16 protein-coding genes are annotated in these 19,444 nt (G+C 64.5%); 5 read left to right on the top strand and 11 right to left on the bottom strand.

All coding sequences use genetic code 11. The features are described from left to right. Positions 1-33 precede the first annotated feature (33 nt). From fabA to EI171_RS06380, 4 genes are all read left to right on the top strand, one after another. A complete protein-coding gene (fabA, locus tag EI171_RS06365) occupies positions 34-555 on the top strand; it encodes a bifunctional 3-hydroxydecanoyl-ACP dehydratase/trans-2-decenoyl-ACP isomerase (protein WP_011083591.1) in 522 nt (173 codons plus the stop codon). A gap of 40 nt (positions 556-595) precedes the next feature. Continuing rightward, positions 596-1,819, top strand: coding sequence for a beta-ketoacyl-ACP synthase I (gene fabB / locus EI171_RS06370; RefSeq protein ID WP_161532857.1), 1,224 nt, complete (start codon positions 596-598; stop codon positions 1,817-1,819). Between the two features lie 135 nt (positions 1,820-1,954). After that, entirely contained in the window at positions 1,955-2,752 is a 798-nt protein-coding gene (fabI, locus tag EI171_RS06375; RefSeq protein WP_161532858.1) for an enoyl-ACP reductase FabI, read from the top strand. Positions 2,753-2,944: 192 nt separating this feature from the next. Beyond that, complete coding sequence (locus EI171_RS06380) at positions 2,945-4,882, top strand: autotransporter outer membrane beta-barrel domain-containing protein (RefSeq protein WP_246740613.1); 1,938 nt, start codon at positions 2,945-2,947, stop codon at positions 4,880-4,882. Positions 4,883-4,946: 64 nt separating this feature from the next. On the opposite strand, the gene EI171_RS06385 is transcribed toward EI171_RS06380, so the two are convergent. The 5 genes from EI171_RS06385 to EI171_RS06405 form a co-directional block, all read right to left on the bottom strand. Continuing rightward, entirely contained in the window at positions 4,947-5,543 is a 597-nt protein-coding gene (locus EI171_RS06385) for a glutathione S-transferase family protein (protein WP_011083595.1), read from the bottom strand. Positions 5,544-5,658: 115 nt separating this feature from the next. After that, a complete protein-coding gene (locus tag EI171_RS06390) occupies positions 5,659-6,549 on the bottom strand; it encodes a hypothetical protein (RefSeq protein ID WP_161532859.1) in 891 nt (296 codons plus the stop codon). A 60-nt stretch (positions 6,550-6,609) separates the two neighbouring features. Beyond that, positions 6,610-7,449: a hypothetical protein gene (locus tag EI171_RS06395; protein WP_161532860.1), complete on the bottom strand. Its 840-nt coding sequence runs from the start codon at positions 7,447-7,449 to the stop codon at positions 6,610-6,612. 82 nt (positions 7,450-7,531) lie between these two features. Further along, positions 7,532-7,993 carry a GNAT family N-acetyltransferase gene (locus EI171_RS06400; protein WP_028172515.1) on the bottom strand — a complete coding sequence of 154 codons (462 nt, stop codon included), beginning with the start codon at positions 7,991-7,993 and terminating at the stop codon, positions 7,532-7,534. A gap of 6 nt (positions 7,994-7,999) precedes the next feature. Then, positions 8,000-8,926, bottom strand: a complete 927-nt coding sequence (locus EI171_RS06405) for a hydrogen peroxide-inducible genes activator (RefSeq protein ID WP_161532861.1) — start codon at positions 8,924-8,926, stop codon at positions 8,000-8,002. Between the two features lie 114 nt (positions 8,927-9,040). Here EI171_RS06405 and katG point away from each other — a divergent pair, with 114 nt between their 5' ends. Next, on the top strand, positions 9,041-11,206 hold the full coding sequence (katG, locus tag EI171_RS06410) for a catalase/peroxidase HPI (RefSeq protein ID WP_161532862.1): 2,166 nt from the start codon (positions 9,041-9,043) through the stop codon (positions 11,204-11,206). Positions 11,207-11,378: 172 nt separating this feature from the next. Here katG and pnp read toward each other — a convergent pair whose 3' ends face one another. The 6 genes from pnp to EI171_RS06440 all read right to left on the bottom strand — a co-directional run bounded on the left by pnp (position 11,379) and on the right by EI171_RS06440 (position 19,442). Then, positions 11,379-13,541 carry a polyribonucleotide nucleotidyltransferase gene (gene pnp, locus EI171_RS06415; protein ID WP_028172517.1) on the bottom strand — a complete coding sequence of 721 codons (2,163 nt, stop codon included), beginning with the start codon at positions 13,539-13,541 and terminating at the stop codon, positions 11,379-11,381. 462 nt (positions 13,542-14,003) lie between these two features. Next, positions 14,004-14,273 carry a 30S ribosomal protein S15 gene (rpsO, locus tag EI171_RS06420; RefSeq protein WP_011083602.1) on the bottom strand — a complete coding sequence of 90 codons (270 nt, stop codon included), beginning with the start codon at positions 14,271-14,273 and terminating at the stop codon, positions 14,004-14,006. 2 nt (positions 14,274-14,275) lie between these two features. Further along, positions 14,276-15,394: a tRNA pseudouridine(55) synthase TruB gene (gene truB, locus EI171_RS06425; protein WP_028172518.1), complete on the bottom strand. Its 1,119-nt coding sequence runs from the start codon at positions 15,392-15,394 to the stop codon at positions 14,276-14,278. Further along, positions 15,391-15,825 carry a 30S ribosome-binding factor RbfA gene (gene rbfA / locus EI171_RS06430; RefSeq protein WP_011083604.1) on the bottom strand — a complete coding sequence of 145 codons (435 nt, stop codon included), beginning with the start codon at positions 15,823-15,825 and terminating at the stop codon, positions 15,391-15,393. Before rbfA ends, truB begins: the two co-directional genes overlap by 4 nt. A 153-nt stretch (positions 15,826-15,978) precedes the next feature. Beyond that, complete coding sequence (gene infB / locus EI171_RS06435) at positions 15,979-18,687, bottom strand: translation initiation factor IF-2 (protein ID WP_161532863.1); 2,709 nt, start codon at positions 18,685-18,687, stop codon at positions 15,979-15,981. Positions 18,688-18,758: 71 nt separating this feature from the next. Further along, complete coding sequence (locus EI171_RS06440; protein WP_011083606.1) at positions 18,759-19,442, bottom strand: RNA-binding protein; 684 nt, start codon at positions 19,440-19,442, stop codon at positions 18,759-18,761. Between the last annotated feature and the right edge of the window lie 2 nt (positions 19,443-19,444).

Below are 19,444 nucleotides of genomic sequence, written 5' to 3' on the forward strand. Positions count from 1 at the left end.
TCGCTCAATCGGACTTTGAACAGAGGCACATGCATGCTGAACAGGCGCAACGGTTACGAATACGAAGATCTGCTGGCATGTGCCCGCGGCGAGATGTTCGGCCCGGGCAATGCCCAGCTGCCGCTGCCGCCGATGCTGATGTTCGACCGCATCACGGACATCAACGACAATGGCGGCGAATTCGGCAAGGGCCTGGTGCGCGCCGAGCTCGACGTGAAGCCCGACCTCTGGTTCTTCGGCTGCCATTTCAAGAACGATCCGGTGATGCCCGGCTGCCTCGGCCTCGATGCGCTGTGGCAAATGGTCGGTTTTTACCTGGGCTGGAGCGGCGGTGAAGGTCGCGGTCGCGCGCTTGGCCTGAACGAGCTGAAGTTCAGCGGCCAGGTGCTGCCCGAGGCCCGCAAGGTTGTGTACAACGTCGATATCAAGCGCGTGATGCGGGCAAAGCTCGTGCTCGGTATCGCCGACGGGTGGCTTTCGGTCGATGACCAGATTATCTATCGCGCGAAGGATCTGAAGGTCGGCCTGTTCAAGCAGGGCACGAGCCTGGGCTGAACGCATCACAAAGAAAGACAACGATTTAGGCGAGGCTGTCATGAGGCGGGTTGTGGTCACCGGGATGGGCATCGTCTCGTCCATCGGAAACAACACCCAGGAAGTGCTTGCGAGCCTTCACGAGGCGAAGTCGGGCATTTCGCGGGCTGAGAAATATGCCGAGCTCGGCTTCCGTTCGCAGGTGCAAGGTGCGCCGACGCTCGACCCTGCGACGGTCGTCGACCGCCGCGCGATGCGCTTCCTCGGCCAGGGCGCGGCCTGGAATCACATCGCGATGGAACAGGCGATCCAGGACTCCGGTCTGTCGCCCGAAGACGTCTCCAACATCCGCACCGGCATCATCATGGGCTCCGGCGGCCCCTCCGCCCGCACCATCGTCGAATCCGCCGACATCACCCGCACCAAGGGCCCGAAGCGCGTCGGACCGTTTGCAGTGCCGAAGGCGATGTCGTCCACGGCGTCCGCGACGCTCGCGACCTGGTTCAAGATCAAGGGCGTGAATTATTCGATCTCCTCGGCCTGTGCGACCTCGAACCATTGCGTAGGCAATGCCTATGAGACGATCCAGATCGGCAAGCAGGACATCATCTTCGCCGGCGGCTGCGAGGAGCTGGACTGGTCGCTGTCGGTGCTGTTCGACGCGATGGGCGCGATGTCGTCGAAGTACAACGACACGCCCGCGACCGCCTCGCGTCCCTACGACGTCAACCGCGACGGCTTCGTGATCGCCGGTGGCGCCGGCGTGCTGGTGTTGGAAGAGCTCGAACATGCCAAGGCGCGCGGCGCGCGCATCTACGGCGAGATCGTCGGCTACGGTGCGACCTCGGACGGCTACGACATGGTCGCGCCGTCGGGCGAGGGCGCCGAGCGCTGCATGCGCATGGCGATGTCGACGGTGAAGACCAAGGTCGACTACATCAATCCGCACGCGACCTCGACGCCGGCAGGCGATCCGCCGGAAATCGAGGCGCTCCGCAAGGTGTTCGGCGTCGGCGAGAAGTGCCCGCCGATCTCGGCGACCAAGGCGCTGACCGGCCATTCGCTGGGCGCCACCGGCGTCCAGGAGGCGATCTACTCGCTGCTGATGATGAACAACGGCTTCATCTGCGAGAGCGCGCACATCCAGGAGCTCGATCCCGTGTTCGCCGACATGCCGATCGTGCGCAAGCGAATCGACAACGTCAAAATCGGCACCGTGCTGTCGAACTCCTTCGGTTTCGGCGGCACCAACGCCACGCTGGTGTTCAGCCGGCTGGACGTGTGATCTCTGATTTTGTCATGCCCCGCGAAGGCGGGGCATCCAGTATGCCGCGGCTTCTCCATTTATCACGACGGTCTCTGGATACTGGATCGCCCGCCTGCGCGGGCGATGACGTCGAAAATAGGAGCGACGGCTGACATGGAAGGTTTGATGAAGGGCAAGCGCGGTCTGATCATGGGCATCGCCAATGATCATTCGATTGCCTGGGGCATGGCGAAGACGCTGCATGCCCATGGCGCCGAGCTTGCCTTCACCTTCCAGGGCGAAGCCCTCGGCAAGCGAGTCAAGCCACTGGCGGAGCAGCTCGGCGTCGAACTGGTGCTGCCTTGCGACGTCGAGGACATCGCCAGTGTCGACGCGACCTTCGATGTGCTGCGCGAAAAATGGGGCAAGCTCGATTTCGTCATCCACGCCATCGGCTTCGCCGACAAGAACGAGCTGAAGGGCCGCTACGCCGACACCAGCCGCGATAATTTTTCGCGCACCATGGTGATCTCCTGCTTCTCGTTCACGGAGGTCGCAAAACGTGCCGCCGAACTGATGACGGAGGGCGGCAGCATGATCACGCTGACATTCGGCGCCTCGGAGCGCGCGATGCCGAACTACAACGTGATGGGCGTGGCCAAGGCGGCGCTGGAAGCCTCCGTGCGCTACCTCGCCTCCGATTTCGGACCGCGCGGCATCCGCGTCAACGCGGTCTCCGCCGGCCCCATCCGCACGCTTGCTGGCTCGGGCATCGGTGAGGCGCGCGCGATGTTTGCCTTCATGCAAAAACACTCGCCGCTTCGCCGCGGCGTCACGCTCGACGAGCTCGGCGGTTCGGCGCTGTACCTGCTGTCGGATCTTTCCGGCGGCGTGACCGGCGAGATCCACTACGTCGATTCCGGCTACAACATCGTCCTGATGCCGAGGCCTGACGATCTGAAGTCGGAATAAAACGTCCGCAGGCCGCTTGAGGCCGCGATCGTTCCTCGCACCCCCACGATCATGGGGCAGACTCGACGATAGAAATAATGTTTGCTGCGCCCGGTGGCGCCGCGGGGTCGTATCCCGCGGTTCGGGAGAGTGGCCTTGCCGAGGATACGTGCGATCAGTCGCGTAGGCGTGCTGGCGTCTGTTGCCGGTGCGATGCTGGTTTGCGGCAGCTCCCGCGCCGTAGCGCAGTCGGCGATCTGGGATGCGACCCTCTCCAACACGAACTGGTACGTGCCGACAGCGCAGCTGCTGGCCTACGCCACGCCCAAGACCGGCTTCTCCAATCCGATCCCGATCGGCGACCAGACGCTGTGGTCGCTGGCGACCGCGACCAACGGCGCCTTCACCGGAACGAGCGTGGCGCAGCTCAAGCTTGGTCCGGCGCTGCTGACCGATACCTCGACCATCCAGGGGTTCGTCACGACCGCGGGCCAGATCACGATGCTGTTCACGCCGACCGCGGGCGGTGCGGTGACCGTCGGCCTCGGCCATATGCGAACCGTCAACGGCGTGACCGGCATGGAAATGCAGATGATCACGGGCGACAGCCTGCTCGTGACGCACTGGGCCTACATGCTTCCTTACGATCCCGCGACCTTCACGCCGCCGGCCTCGCAGGCCGTTCCGGCCAACTCCGTTCCACAATGGGCTTGGACATCGGGTACGCCGTGGCGGATCGTCAGCTCGACGCTGTTCGGCACGTCCGCGCCTGGTCGCTTCGTCATCACGAATTACCAGAACGGATATTTCTGGGGCGCCGGCATTGCGCCCGCGGGGAGCGGTGCTGCGAACTTCACGCTGCTGGGGTCGGTGACGCCGGAAGGCAACGTGCTCTTCAACACGCTCTCGAAGGGCACGCTCGCAAGCCTCTATGGCGCTGCGAGCGGCGACGCATCGGGCGCACAGATGCTGGTCAGCAGCTATGATCTCTCGGGCAACCCGACCGGCGGCATCGCCTATCTCTCGCTGGTGCGGCCCTATGCCGAAACGCTCCAGGCCCGGAACAGCCGTGCGGGATTAGGCGCGGCGGACATGCTCTATCGCTTGTCGGCGACCTCGCTTGGCTGGACCGGCAGCATGGCGACCGGCTTCACCGCGCTCGACAATCTCAGCGGCTCCGGTCTCGTCAACGCCGTCAACCAGACCTTGCCTGTCCTCACCGGCGCGGCGTCGCAGGCGACCTATTCCACGCAACGCACATTTCAGCAGGCGATGACAGGACGATTGGACGACGTGCTCGGGCTGAACGCGGGCGCAACGCCTGAGCGGAATCTTTGGATGAAGCCGCTCGGCGGCGGTGTCCGGCAGGGCAGTGTGGATGGCGTCCCCGGCTATAACGCGTCCGGCGGCGGCATTGCCGTGGGCGCGGACACGACAATCTCCACGCGCGCGATGATCGGCGGCGTGTTCGCCTATTCGCATCAAACGATCACCGGCAGCGAGGATGCCGTCCCGAACCGGCTCGCCATCGATTCCTATCAGGCCGGACTCTACGGCGCCTATGCGCTCGGCCATGGCGTTCAGGTCGATGGCCAGCTCGACGGTGCGTTGAATGACAATGGCGAGAGCCGCTCGCTCACGTTCATCAACAATACGGCTGCGGCCGGCTATCGGTCCTATAGCGGGCACGCCGGTGCGGGTGTTCGCAAGCTGATCCCGCTCGAGCCTGGATTTGCGATCGCGCCGTCGCTGCGGCTGGACTATGGACAGGTTCGTTCGCCAGCCTATCAGGAAGGCGGCGCAGGCGGCTTCAGCCTCAATGTGGATTCGCAAACCTATCGCGAATTGACGCTGACAGCAGGGCTGAAGGGCGCCTACAGGATCGCGCAGCACGTCTATCTTACCGGCGATGTCGGCGTCGGCTACAACGCGCTGAATCAGGGACTTCAGATCAAGTCAGCGTTTGCCGGCGGCGGCGAGACCTTCACGACCGGCGGCCTTGCCCTGTCGCCGTGGATCTACTCGACCGCGCTGGGCATCGTCGCGGCCGACAACAACCGTTTCGATCTCGGCCTCCGCTACGGCCTCGCGGCGACATCCTCCGGATTGCTCCAGCAGTCCGGGCTCGCCGTCCTCAAGATCAGGCTTTGAGCCGGATTCTTGTTTTGTCGCGTTTTCTTTACGCGAACCGGCATCCACTTCGCTTGAAGACGCTCTAACCCGCCGCGATCTTCTCCGCGCGCTGGAACGCCGGCCGCGCCATGCAGCGCGCCAGATAGGCATCGAAGGCCGGGCGCGACGGCACCATCTTGAACAGGCGCACCGCGAAGTTCAGGCCCGAGCCGACCGTGATGTCGGCGGCGGAAAACTCCTCGCCGAGAATCCATGGGCCCTTGGCGAGCGCAGCTTCCAGCACGTCGAACACCTGCGTCGCGCTGCCCCACGCCGCGGTCGAGGTCGGGATCTCGATCTTGGTGAAGATCTGGATGATGGCCGGCTCGATGCAGCCCGGCGAGAAGAACAGCCATTGCAGATAGCGCGCGCGGCGCGGATCGGTCACAGCGGGCGCAAGCTTGGTCTCGGGATAGCGGTCGGCGATATAGGCGCAGATCGCCGCGGCCTCGCCGAGCGCAGCGTCGCCGTCGCTGAGCGCCGGCACCTTGCCCATCGGGTTGACCTTCAAATAGTCCGGCGCCTTCTGCGCACCGGTCGAGATGTCGGTCAGCACGCGCTCATAGGGCAGGCCGCTCTCCTCCATCAGCCAGAGCGTCGTGAACGAGCGAGAACGGGGCGACCAATAGAGCTTGATCATGGCGGGAACCTTTCATCGACGGAAGGCCAACAGCGCGCAATTCATGCCGCGTTTGCCGCGCATCCGCAACGCACTACGCCTAGGCAGAAGGCAAGCGGCGTGAACGACATGTGGGTCAACGTTCTTTGGCGTCGCTTTGACTCGCTGCTGATCGAACACCGAGCAAAAGCGGCAGCGTCTTGTCGAGGCTTTCCGCCAGCATGGCGCGCACGCCGTCGCGCAGTGCGGGATTGTCGGCGGCATCTTCAGGGCGCGTTGGAAACGATTCTGCGGGTAATTCGCGATAGGGGCCGCCGATTTGCCTCCCCAGAAGCCGCTGCACCACCAGGGAATGATGCACGTTGATCAGCGCAGAGCTCTGTCTGACAACGGAGAAGTCGCGCCCGTCAAAGATGCGGATAAACGCCAGGGCATAAAGATAGATGCGACGCCCTAGCACTACATCCTGGTTGAGGATGCCGAACCCGCGGACCGTATAGTTCGATGTCCCGATAGGGCTGATTGAATTGAGGATCTGAATGTAGTGCCGGCAATTCGTTCCTTTCGCGACCTCGCGCATGTATCCGGCCAGCTCCGCGTTGAGATCGCGGAACAGCCTGTCCTTCAATGTGTCCTTGGACTCATCGCGGGGAGGAAATTTCGCTGGGTTGTAGGAGATTCTCAGAACGGACACGCTGGCAGGGATCGCGGCGCGAGTCCGCGCGAAGATCAGATCGTTGAGCCCCCAGCCTGGGATCGGGACCACCATCGTCTTGTTCTGGAATACGGTGAGGCCGGTCGTCAGCACGGTGAACTCATCGCCGGTGGTGACCACGACACCGAAGTCGCACGAGCCGCCGGCCACGGGAGCGGGCTTGCCCGTCGCTTCACGCCGCGTGGTTATCTTGCCGATGGCTTGTTTGACGGTTGGTCGTGCCGTCTCCAATTGGGCTTGTGCCCGCGCCTGAGTTGAAAAACACCACAGGATGATCGCGACGACGAACAGCAGGGTCATGATGCTGAACACGGCTGTGTTCGCAAGCGCAGCGAAATTTGATTCTCTGGCGTGTCGCGTCGGCAAAGGCGCTTACTCTTCCTTTAGATAGCCCGGCAGGCCCCGGTCGAGCCTGTCGGTGATGAGCGCGCGCGTCCTCTCGCGCAGCGCCGCGCTGGCGGAAGCTGCCGCGGGTGGGTCGGGAAATAGCGAGTTGTCGAGCTTGTTGAGTGGGTCTTCGGTCAGTCGCAGACTCGCAGCGAAGTTGGCGCCGAAATTCACAAAGGGGCGCTTGATCTCCTCGTAGCTCCTTCCGTCGATCAGTGTGATCGCAACATTGGCGAAAAGATGCGAGTGACGGAGGATGCCGCCGACCCCCTGATTGTAAGTGCCGATGCCGTTTAGCGTCATATGCGAATTTGGCAGCTCCGCCTTGAACGTGGTTGCGACAAGATAGCGCTCGCAATTCGCATTCGCGGTGAAGCTTCGTACGATGTCCGGCAGACGCTCTCCGGGATCGCGGATCAGGATCGTTTTCGGATTATAGAAGGGCTCGAAGACGCCCTTGGGATAGGCGATCCTACGTACCCCGGGATCGTTATTCGTTGCCGCGCGCACCCGTGCGAAGACGAGATCGTCGAGGCCCCAGTCGATCGGGACCTCGCTTGCCTCAGCCTCGAAGATCGTAATGCCAAATTTCTGTACGGAGTAGCGATCTCCGATCACCGAGATCACACCGAGCCGACACGGGCCGCTCTCTGCCGCGACCGGCGGCTTCGCAGTCGGCTTGGCCTTCGGCGCCGCTTTCTTGGCAACCGGCTTTGCCTGTGGTGCGGACTGAGCGACGGGCGCTGTTGTTGCGGGAGGAGTTTGTGCGACTGCCGGGGTCAGAAGGGACAGGAGCGCGATCAGCGAGACAGCAATGCGAAGCATGGATTCCGGGAGCAGGGGTCATCGGTCCCGCCACACTAGGTGGGGATCGTGACAACCGCAAGCTGCATCCAGAGATCGTGGTCTATCCCGCAGCCGGCCGCTTCCAACGGTAATACTTCATCACGAACCCGTTCGACGGTTCGACCTCTTCCTTCTCAAACACAAAGCCTTCGCGCTCGTACCAGCGCCAGGCCTTTTCGTTTTCGCGCACACAGCGCAGGTACATCTCGTCAGGCATTTGCGTGCGCGTGAAGGCGAGCAGTTTTCGTCCGAGGGATTGCCCCTGATAGGCGGGCCCGACAAAGAGCATATCGAGATAGAGTTTGGGCAGATGCAGTGCGAGCATCGCGGCGATGGCGCCGTTGTCGTCGGCGACGAACAGGCTCCAGCCGTTCTCGATCTCGCGCCTGATGCGTGCGCGCAGGTTTGCCAGCAGGAATTCACTCGCCTCGGCAAGCCCGGTCGAGACCCAGCTCTCCATCCAGACGCGGGCGATCTCGTCATATTCGTCCGCGCGGGCGGGGCGGATGACGGGTGCCGGCATCGGAAGTCAGGCCCGTTGGCTGCGCACGGATTGCCGTGCGCGCACCTTGCCGGCCGACAGGCACACCACCTCGGAAATCTGCAGCAGCTGCCGCGCCAGCGGACTGGTCTTGCGCCAGACCATGCCGATGGTGCGCGAGGGCTGCGGGTCGCGAAAGCGCGTGAGCGAGACCGCGGCCGATCGCGTCTCCACCGGCACCGCCATCTCCGGGATCAAGGTGACACCGATGCCGGCGCTGACCATCTGGACCAGCGTCGACAGCGAATTCGCATCCAGCATCTCGCGCGGCGGCGCCGATTGCATGTTGCAGAACGACAGCGCCTGATCGCGGAAGCAGTGTCCCTCCTCGAGCAGCAGGAGCCGCATCTCCCGCATCATCTCCCGCGAGGGTGCGGGCGTTCCCTCATCCGCGCCGGGCCGCACCAGCAGGAATTTCTCCTCGAACAGGGCGACCTCGGTGAGCGAGGGCTCGGACACCGGCAGCGCGACGATGGCGGTGTCGAGCCGGCCTTCGACCAGTTCCTGGATCAGCCGCGGTGTCATCGTCTCGCGCACGCGGATGTCGAGTTCCGGATGCATGCGCGTGAGATTCTTGGTGATCTTGGGCAGCAAATACGGCGCGATCGTCGGAATCATGCCGATGCGCAGTCGGCCGGCGAAGCGGTCCTGCGACGCCCGCGCGAAATCGCCGAGCTCATCGACCGAGCGCAGGATGTCGCGGACGCGGGGGGCGAGCTCTTCGCCGAACCGCGTCAGCGCGACCTGCCGGGCGGTGCGCTCCAGCAGCAGGCCGCCGAGCGCCTCCTCCAGTTCCTTGATCTGCATCGACAGGGCCGGCTGCGAGATCGAGCTCGCCTCCGCCGCGCGCCCGAAATGGCCGTGACGCGCCAGCGCGTCGAAATACCGGAGCTGGCGCATCGTCACGTTGACCATCAGAAAATCCTATCGCAGCGATCATTAAAGTCAACTTCCCCTGATGGAATGCGAGGCTTAGAGTGTTTCTACCTGGTCAAAGGCGCGAGTTCGACGCCACCAGAGGAGGTATTCATGGACGACACTTCAAAGTGCCCGTTTTCGGGTGGAAAACGCGTGCCGGCGAACCGCGATTGGTGGCCAACCCAGCTCAGCATCGAGATGCTGCACAAGAATTCCGGCCTGTCCGATCCGATGGGCGAGGAATTCGACTACGCCAAGGAATTCAAGACGCTCGACCTGAACGCGGTCATCAAGGACCTGACCGCCCTGATGACGGACTCGCAGGAGTGGTGGCCCGCCGACTTCGGTCATTATGGCGGCCTGATGATCCGCATGGCCTGGCACAGCGCCGGCACCTACCGCATCACCGATGGCCGTGGCGGCGCCGGTGCCGGTCAGCAGCGCTTCGCGCCGCTCAACAGCTGGCCCGACAACGCCAACCTCGACAAGGCGCGCCGGCTGCTCTGGCCGATCAAGCAGAAATACGGCCGCAAGATCTCCTGGGCCGATTTGATGGTGCTCGCCGGCAATGTCGCGCTGGAATCGATGGGCTTCAAGACGTTCGGTTTCGCCGGTGGCCGCGCCGACGTCTGGGAGCCGGAAGAGCTCTATTGGGGTCCCGAAGGCACCTGGCTGGGCGATGAGCGCTACAGCGGCGAGCGCCAGCTCGCCGAGCCGCTCGGCGCGGTGCAGATGGGCCTCATCTACGTCAATCCGGAAGGCCCGAACGGCAAGCCGGACCCGATCGCCGCGGCAAAGGACATCCGCGAGACCTTCTTCCGCATGGCGATGAACGACGAGGAAACCGTCGCGCTGATCGCCGGCGGTCATACCTTCGGCAAGACCCATGGTGCGGGCGATCCGTCGCTGGTCGGACCGGAGCCGGAAGCGGGCGCACTCGAGGATCAGGGGCTCGGCTGGAAGAGCAAGCACGCTTCGGGCCTGGCGGGCGATTCCATCACCAGCGGACTCGAGGTGACATGGACGACGACGCCGACGAAGTGGAGCAACAACTTCTTCGAGAACCTGTTCAAGTACGAATGGGAGCTGACGAAGAGCCCGGGCGGCGCGAACCAGTGGACGGCCAAGGGTGCCGAGGCGATCATTCCCGACGCCTTCGACAAGTCGAAGAAGCACCGGCCGACGATGCTGACCACCGACCTCTCGCTGCGCCTCGATCCGGCCTATGAGAAGATCTCGCGGCGCTTCCTGGAGAACCCGGATCAGTTCGCGGACGCATTCGCCCGTGCCTGGTTCAAGCTCACCCATCGCGACATGGGTCCGATCCAGCGCTATCTCGGCCCGCTGGTGCCGAAGGAGACGCTGATCTGGCAGGATCCGATCCCGGCCGTGAATCACGAGCTGGTCAGCGATCAGGACATCGCTGCGCTGAAGACGAAGATCCTGGCCTCGGGCCTCTCGGTGCCGGAGCTGGTCTCGACCGCATGGGCGTCGGCCTCGACGTTCCGCGGTTCGGACAAGCGCGGCGGCGCCAACGGCGCGCGCATCCGTCTCAGCCCGCAGAAGGACTGGGAGGTGAACCAGCCGGCTCAGCTCTCGAAGGTCCTCGGCAAGCTCGAGGCGATCCAGAAGGAGTTCAACGCCTCGGCCGGCGCGAAGAAGGTCTCGCTCGCCGACCTGATCGTCCTCGGCGGCACCGCCGCGGTCGAGAAGGCCGCGAAGGACGCCGGCGTCGACGTCAAGGTCGCGTTCACGCCGGGCCGCATGGATGCTTCGCAGGAGCAGACCGACGCGGCTTCCTTCGCGCCGCTGGAGCCGCGCGCCGATGGCTTCCGCAACTACGTCGGCAAGCGGCAGCAGTTCCTGCAGCAGGAAGAAGCGCTCGTCGATCGCGCGCAGCTTCTGAAGCTCACCGGACCGGAGTTGACGGTGCTAGTCGGCGGTCTGCGCGTGCTCGGTGCCAATGCGAACGGTTCGAAGCACGGTGTCCTCACTACGAAGGTGGGCGCGCTGAGCAACGACTTCTTCGTCAACCTGCTCGACATGAGCACGCAGTGGGCGCCGGCGGCCGACGGCACCTACGAGGCTCGCGACCGCAAGACCAACGCGGTGAAGTGGACCGGCACGCGCGCCGATCTCATCTTCGGCGCGCACTCGCAGCTCCGCGCCTACGCCGAGGTCTATGCCACGTCGGACTCCAAGGAGCAGTTCGTGAAGGACTTCGCCAAGGCCTGGACCAAGGTGATGAACCTCGACCGGTTCGATCTCGCGGCGTAAGGCGGTGTTACACCTCTCCCGCTTGCGGGAGAGGTCGCGCCGAAGGCGCGGGCTCACCCCAGCCCTCTCCCGCAAGCGGGAGAGCGAGCGCAGCTCTCCCGGGGCGAGCACGAACACAAACAAAAAGGGCGGCCTCTCGGCCGCCCTTCGTTTTTCTGGACTGGTGCGAGACTTACTCGCCGGCCGCTTCGCGCGGGGCCTTCTCGCCCTCGGCGGCCTTGTCCTTGGCCTCGAGGTCCTCGCCGGTGGTCTGGTCCACCACCTTCATCGACAGGCGGGTCTTGCCGCGGTCGTCGAAGCCGAGCAGCTTGACCTTGACCTTGTCGCCTTCCTTGACGACGTCGGAGGTCTTCTGCACGCGCGCCGAAGCGAGCTGGCTGATGTGGACGAGGCCGTCCTTGGAGCCGAAGAAGTTCACGAAGGCGCCGAACTCCATCACCTTGACGACGGTGCCGTCATAGATCTGGCCGACTTCCGGCTCGGACGCGATCGACTTGATCCACTTGATCGCGGCCTTCATCGCCTCGCCGTCGCTGGAGGCGACCTTCACGGTGCCGTCGTCCTCGATGTTGACCTTGGCGCCGGTCTTCTCGACGATCTCGCGGATCACCTTGCCGCCGGTGCCGATCACTTCGCGGATCTTGTCGGTCGGGATCTTGAAGGTCTCGATGCGCGGCGCGTATTCGCCGAGCTCGGCGCGGGCGTTGGTCAGCGCCTTGGCCATCTCGCCGAGGATGTGGATACGCCCATCCTTGGCCTGGCCGAGAGCCACCTTCATGATCTCCTCGGTGATGCCCTCGATCTTGATGTCCATCTGGAGCGAGGTGATGCCCGATTCCGTGCCGGCGACCTTGAAGTCCATGTCGCCGAGATGGTCCTCGTCACCGAGGATGTCGGAGAGAACCGCAAAGCGCTTGTCTTCGAGGATCAGGCCCATCGCGATGCCCGCGGTCGGCCGCTTCAACGGCACGCCGGCGTCCATCAGCGCGAGCGAGGCGCCGCAGACCGAAGCCATCGACGAGGAGCCGTTGGATTCGGTGATCTCGGAGACCACGCGGATCGTGTACGGAAACTCGTGATGCGGCGGCAGCACCGGGTGGATCGCGCGCCAGGCGAGCTTGCCATGGCCGATCTCGCGGCGCTTGGTGCCGCCGAGGCGGCCGGTCTCACCGACCGAATAGGGAGGGAAGTTGTAGTGCAGCAGGAACGTCTCTTTGTACGTTCCCGACAGCGCGTCGATGTACTGCTCGTCCTCGCCGGTGCCGAGCGTGGTCACGACCATCGCCTGGGTCTCGCCGCGGGTGAACAGCGCCGAGCCGTGGGCGCGCGGCAGCACGCCGACTTCGGCGATGATGTTGCGCACGGTCTTGGAGTCGCGGCCGTCGATGCGCTTGCCGGTGTCGAGGATGTTCCAGCGAACGATCTTGGCCTCGAGCTCCTTGAACACGCCGGCGATGCGCAGCTTGTCGTATTTCGGTTCCTGCCCTTCGGGGAAATAATGGGCGATCACCTTTTCCTTGACCTTGCCGACCGCGGCGTAGCGATCCTGCTTGACCGGAATGGCGTAGGCGGCGCGCAGTTCCTGCTCGACGAGGCCGAGCATTTCCTTCTCGAGCGCGGCATTGTCGATGACGGTGACTTCGCGCGGCTCCTTGGCGGCCTTCTCGGCGAGCTCGATGATCGCGTTGATCACCGGCTGGAAGTGGCGGTGACCGAACATCACCGCGCCGAGCATGATGTCTTCGTTCAGTTCCTTGGCTTCCGATTCCACCATCAGCACGGCGTCGGCCGTGCCGGCGACGACGAGGTCGAGCTGGGTGTCGACCATCTCGTCGAGCGTCGGGTTGAGCACGTATTCGTCATTGACGAAGCCGACGCGCGCGGCGCCGATCGGACCCTTGAAGGGAGCGCCCGACAGGGTCAGCGCAGCCGACGAGGCCACCAGCGCGACGATATCGGGATCGTTCTCCATGTCGTGCGACAGCACGGTGGCGATCACCTGGGTCTCGTTGCGCCAGCCGTCGACGAACAGCGGACGGATCGGGCGGTCGATCAGGCGGGAGACCAGCGTCTCCTTCTCGGTCGGACGGCCCTCACGCTTGAAATAGCCGCCGGGAATGCGGCCGGCGGCGTAGGTCTTCTCCTGGTAGTCGACGGTCAGCGGCAGGAAGTCGACGCCTTCGCGCGGCGCCTTCGCCGCGACGACGGTGGCGAGCACCACGGTCTCGCCATAGGTGGCGACGACGGCGCCGTCGGCCTGGCGGGCGATCTTGCCGGTTTCGAGCTTGAGAGGGCGTCCGCCCCAGTCGATCTCGACTGAATGCTTATTGAACATAGAGGTCTTCTTTCATGGGTTCTCGAAACAAGGGACGCTTCGAAAAACAAAAACCATGCGCAAGATTGCGGGACGCTGATCGGAGCGGATGATCAGCGTCCTGCGATCCTGCCATGGTTTTTGGATTTCGGATGGCGTCCATCCTTTCGGGTCATACGGGCGCCTTGCCCGTTGTGCCCAGCCGCCGGATTGCTGCTGGACTGTCAGTCGGCACGAACGCGAACACCGAACTGTGGTCTTCGCCGATCGTGCCCCGGATGCTGGCCGTCACTCGAGTATGATCCGGAAAAGTGCGAATCGGTTTTCCGAAAAGATCATGCTCAAACAACAATCCAAAGTGCGATTCTTCGCGCTTTGGGCTTGCATCCGACGCGCACGCAGCCTCGATCAAAAACCTTCAAACAAACGCTTTCGTTCGAAACCACGCGCGAAAACGCGCGCCAGTGGCGCGCGCAGGAACACTTAACGACGAATGTTGTGCTTCTCGAGCAGTGCCTTGTAGCGCGCCTCGTCCCTCTTCTTGAGGTAGTCGAGGAGCGAGCGGCGGGTCGAGACCAGCTTCAAGAGGCCGCGACGCGAATGGTTGTCCTTCACGTGGGTCTTGAAATGGCTGGTGAGGTTGTTGATGCGTTCCGACAGGATCGCGACCTGAACCTCGGGCGAGCCGGTATCGCCGGCCTTGGTGGCATTCGTCTTGATGACTTCCGCTTTGCGTTCTGCGGCAATCGACATCGTCAATTTCTCTCGTTGCGACCGGGGCTGGCAGTCAGGCCGGTCAGGTTGAACACACGCTTGGGGATGATTTCGCCATTGCCGACTTCGGCAAGCGCCAAAAGGCGGCCTGCCACCGTGACATAGACTGTGCCGCTACAAGTGGGCGCATCCCGTCCGCGCAACAAAACGGCCTGGCCCCGATGGAGCCTTGCCGCATCAGCCCGAGTGACGGCCAGTGCCGGGATGTCGTCCAGCGCGGTCTCAACGGGCAAAAGCGCGTCGGCGAGGCTGCCCTCGCCGGACGCGGCTCTATCGCACAAAGCCTCCAACTGATCCAGCGGAATCATGTCGTTTTCGCCAAATGGGCCGACCAGGGTCCGCCGCAGCGCGCAGATATGGCCATAAGTGCCGAGAATCCGGCCCATATCGCGGGCCAGCGCGCGGACATAGGTGCCCTTGCCGCATTCGGCCTCGAACACGGCCCGGTCGTTATCCGGTTGATCCACAAGGGTTAATCGGTGAATCTCGACCGGGCGGGGAGCCAGCTCCACGACCTCGCCGTCGCGGGCGAGGTCATAGGCGCGCTCGCCCTGGATCTTGATCGCGGAATAGCGCGGCGGGATCTGCTCGATCACCCCGGTGAAGCGGGGCAACAGCGCCAGGATGGCCTCCCGGGTCGGGCGCAGCTCGGAGGTCGCGGTCACCCGGCCCTCGATGTCGTCGGTGTCGCGCTCCTCGCCCCAGCACACGGTGAACTGGTAGCGCTTGCGGCCGTCCATGACGAAGGGAACCGTCTTGGTGGCTTCGCCGAGCGCAATCGGCAGGCCGCCGGAAGCGAGCGGATCGAGCGTGCCGGCGTGGCCGGCGCGCTTGGCGTTGAACAGGCGCTTGAGCACGGCGACGGCCTGCGTCGAGGTCATGCCGATCGGCTTGTCGAGCACGACCCAGCCATGGACGTCGCGGCGGTCGCGGCGAACCTGGTTGCCCTTCTGCTGCTTGGCGCGGGGATCGTTGTTGACGCGGCGCGGCTCCTGGTGCGGCTGGGAATTGCCGCCCATGTCCGCAAAATTATTTTTCTGCACGTCGCGCTGATCGGCCTGTTCGCCGCCGATCGTGCCGTGAGCCGGGTCCATCGTCATTGCTCTTCTTCCCGATCCGAATCCGGATCCTGTTCCAGGTCCTTCTGCACCGCAGGTGTTCGCAAAAGCTTCTCGATCCGTTCCGCTTCGTCGAATCGCTCGTCGACGCGGAAGCGAACGTCAGGTGCAAATTTCAGGTTAACGCGCCGCGCGACTTCGCCGCGCAGGAATTTCTTGTTGCGCTCGAGCGCAGCGATGACGATCTCGGTGTCGCGGCCACCGAGCGGCATCACGTAGATTGTCGCGAGCTTCAGGTCGGGGGACATCCGCACCTCCGGCACGGTGACGATGTGACCTTCGAGGTCCGCATCATGCACGTTGCCTTGCGCCAGAATCTCGGCCATCGCATGGCGAACCTGCTCGCCGACGCGCAACTGGCGCTGCGAGCCTCCGCCGGACGCGGAACTTTTTTTCTGGTGGTGGCGCGGCATTCTGGAAATCACCTCGTCGTGCCCGCGTTTGGGACACGAGCATTGTCATTTGTCCGTTGAAACGAAGAGGCGCGGATGGCCGGAAAAAATCCGGCCATCTCACTCCCGCTATTTCAGCTCAAAAAGATCCGGGCGCTTCGGTAAGATTTGGACTTACAGGGAGCGCTGGATCGTCTCCACGCGATAACACTCGATCACGTCACCGGCACGCATGTCGTGATAGTTCTCGAAGGCCATGCCGCATTCCTGACCGGACTGGACTTCCTTCACTTCGTCCTTGAAGCGCTTCAGCGTCGACAGCTTGCCTTCGTGCACGACGACGTTGTCGCGGATCAGGCGCACATTGGCGCCGCGTTCCACGGTGCCGTCGGTGACGCGGCAGCCGGCGACCTTGCCGACCTTGGAGATGTTGAAGATCTCCAGGATCGCGGCATTGCCCAGCATGGTCTCGCGCAAGGTCGGCGCGAGCAGGCCGCTCATCGCCTTCTTCACGTCGTCCACGAGGTCGTAGATGATGTTGTAGTAGCGGATCTCGATGCCGTTGCGCTTGGCGGCCGCAGCGGCTTCCTTGTTGGCACGAACCGAGAAGCCGATGATCGCGGCGTTGAAGCCTTCCGCGAGCGTCACGTCCGACTCCGAGATACCGCCGACGCCGGCATGCAGGATGCGGGCGGCGACTTCGTCGGTGCCGAGCTTCTCCAGCGAGCCGAGGATCGCTTCCAGCGAGCCCTGCACGTCGGCCTTGATGATCAGCGGGAATTCCTTGCGGCCCGCCGTCTTCAGCTGCGACATCATCTGCTCGAGCGAGCCGCGCATGCCGGAGATCGAGGCTGCCGCGTTCTCGCGCTTCTGGTGCGCGCGGTAGCTCGTGACCTGGCGGGCGCGGGCTTCGTTCTCGACGACGGCGAGGCGATCGCCGGCTTCCGGCGGACCGTTGAAGCCGAGCACCTCGACCGGCACCGACGGACCTGCTTCCTGCACCGTCTCGCCCTGGTCCGAGATCAGCGCGCGGACGCGGCCCATCTCGGCGCCGGCAACGATGATGTCGCCGACACGGAGCGTGCCGCGCTGGACCAGCACGGTCGCGACCGGGCCACGGCCGCGGTCGAGCTTGGCCTCGATCACGGTGCCTTCGGCCGGACGCTCCGAATTGGTCTTCAGGTCGAGGATATCGGCCTGGAGCGCGATCATCTCGAGCAGCTTGTCGAGATTGGTCTTGTTCTTGGCGGACACCTCGACGTCGACGACGTCGCCGCCGAAGGATTCCACCTGCACTTCGTGCTGGAGCAGCTCGGTGCGCACGCGCTCGGGCTTGGCATCGGGCTTGTCGATCTTGTTGATGGCAACGATGATCGGCACCCGCGCCGCCTTGGCGTGGTTGATGGCTTCGACGGTCTGCGGCATCACGCCGTCATCGGCCGCGACCACCAGCACGACGATGTCGGTGACCTTGGCGCCGCGGGCGCGCATCGCGGTGAACGCGGCGTGGCCGGGCGTGTCGATGAAGGTGATCTTCTTGCCGCTTTCGGGCGACACCACCTGATAGGCGCCGATATGCTGGGTGATGCCGCCGGCTTCGCCGGAGACCACGTTGGCATGTCGGAGCGCGTCGAGCAGCGAGGTCTTGCCGTGGTCGACGTGACCCATCACGGTCACCACGGGCGAACGCGTCTCGGTGTCGGTGGAATCGTCGACCTGGTCGAACAGGCCTTCTTCAACGTCGGACGCGGCGACGCGCTTGACGGTGTGACCGAGCTCTTCGGCGATCAGCTGCGCGGTGTCGGCGTCGATCACGTCGGTGATCTTGTGCATCGCGCCCTGCTTCATCAGCATGCGGATGACGTCGACCGCGCGCTCGGCCATGCGGTTGGCGAGCTCCTGGATCGTGATCGCTTCCGGAATGATCACCTCGCGGATGAGCTTTTCCTTCGGCTCGTTCGAGGCATGGCCCTTCAGACGCTGGGTGCGGCGGCGGAACGAGGCGATCGAGCGCTCGCGCACCTCGTCGGCGTTGAGCGCGGTGACCACCGTGAGACGGCCGCGCTCTTTCTGCGGGCCGGGCTTGTGAGTGGTCTTGGGAGGCGGCGCGGGACGCGCGGCGCCGCCGGGACCGCGACGGATCTGGCGCGGCGCCTCGTCCTCGTCCGGCTCGGCCGCAACTGCGGGGCCACGGCCTGCCGGTGCACCCGGACGCTGCGCGGTCGTCGTTGCAGGACGCGCGGTCGTTGTTCCCGGGCGGGTCGTCGTGGTTCCGGGCCGTACCGCGGGGGCGCCGGGGCGCGGTGCGGGCGCGGCCGGCGCTGCGGTCGCGGGACGCGCGGCCGATGCCGGCTGCTCGCCCTCGCCAAAACGCTTCTTGGCCTCGGTCTCGGCCTTCCGCTTGGCTTCGTCCTCGTGGCGATGGCGCTCGTCCTCGGCCTTGCGGCGGGCTTCGGCGGCTTCGCGCTCGGCGCGTTCGGCGGCCTCGCGGACGGCGCGGCGCTGGGCCTCTTCCTCGGCCTGGCGGCGTTCCTCGACTTCGCGCAGCTTGGCATCGGCCAGCGCGCTGGCACGGGCCGAACGCTCGTCCTCGGTCAGGGTGCGCAGCACCACGCCGGAACCGGCATTGCGCGGCGGGGCGGGCGGCGGAGCCGGGCGCGACGGGGTAGGCGCGGCGGGCGCCGGCTTTGCGGTCACCTCGGGCGCGTGCGGCTCGGGACCGTCGCCAATACGGCGCTTGCCGCGCTTCTCGACCACGACCTGCTTGCTCCGGCCGTGGCTGAAGCTCTGGCGCACGGTGCCCGTTTCGACGCGCGGCTTGAGCGATAGCGTCTTGCTCGGAACGCTCAGCTTCTTGTCGCCAGGGGTCTTGGTATCAACCATTCAGCAGTCCTAATCCTGATCTTGTTGTCGTTGTGCGTTGCCGCACAGTCATGTCGGTTGGTCGTTGTCTCTCAGAAATCCTGGCCGCGCTTTTCGGCAGTCTTGTCATCGTCCGCCATCCGGTATCGGACCAGCATCTGGCTACGTGACAGGAATGACCTGCTCGCCGGGCCCGCGAGCAGCGCAGCATGTATCACATTTGACCGGGTCAGTGCCAAATCCAATTCTATCGATTTCAGTCCGGTCACGACGGGAATCTGCGGCTTGGCGCCGCGATTTCCGGCATTTTGACGCGCCAGCATGTCCAATTTGCGGATTCCGTCCGCGGCCCCGTCGCTGGCGTGGATCAGGACCTCGACCGTGCCTTCCCGAAGCGCGCTCTCGACCTTGCCGAAGCCGGCCACGACCTGGCCCGCCTTGGCGGCAATCCCAAGGGCTTCCGTCACGCTCCGGACCAGGAGCGCCTCGATGTCGGCGGGAAGCGTCTGAGGGGTGCGCAGCTCGCGCTTGAAGGCCTTGCTAAATTGGTGACGCCGCACCGCTTCCGCAACCACCTCGCGCGAGGCGGTGATCCACATGCCGCGTCCGGGCAGCTTGCGCTTGAGATCGGGAACTATGTGCCCTTCCGGCGAGACGACGAAACGGATCAGCTCGTCGATCGGCCGGACCTCGCGGCTGACCGCGCACATCCGCATGGTCGCGGACCTTTCGGTCCGCGGCCCATGGTCGAGATCGTGGTCAGTATCTGCGAGCATCC

The sequence above is a fragment of the Bradyrhizobium sp. LCT2 genome (assembly GCF_009931255.1).
Taxonomy (GTDB): Bacteria; Pseudomonadota; Alphaproteobacteria; order Rhizobiales; family Xanthobacteraceae; genus Bradyrhizobium; species Bradyrhizobium diazoefficiens.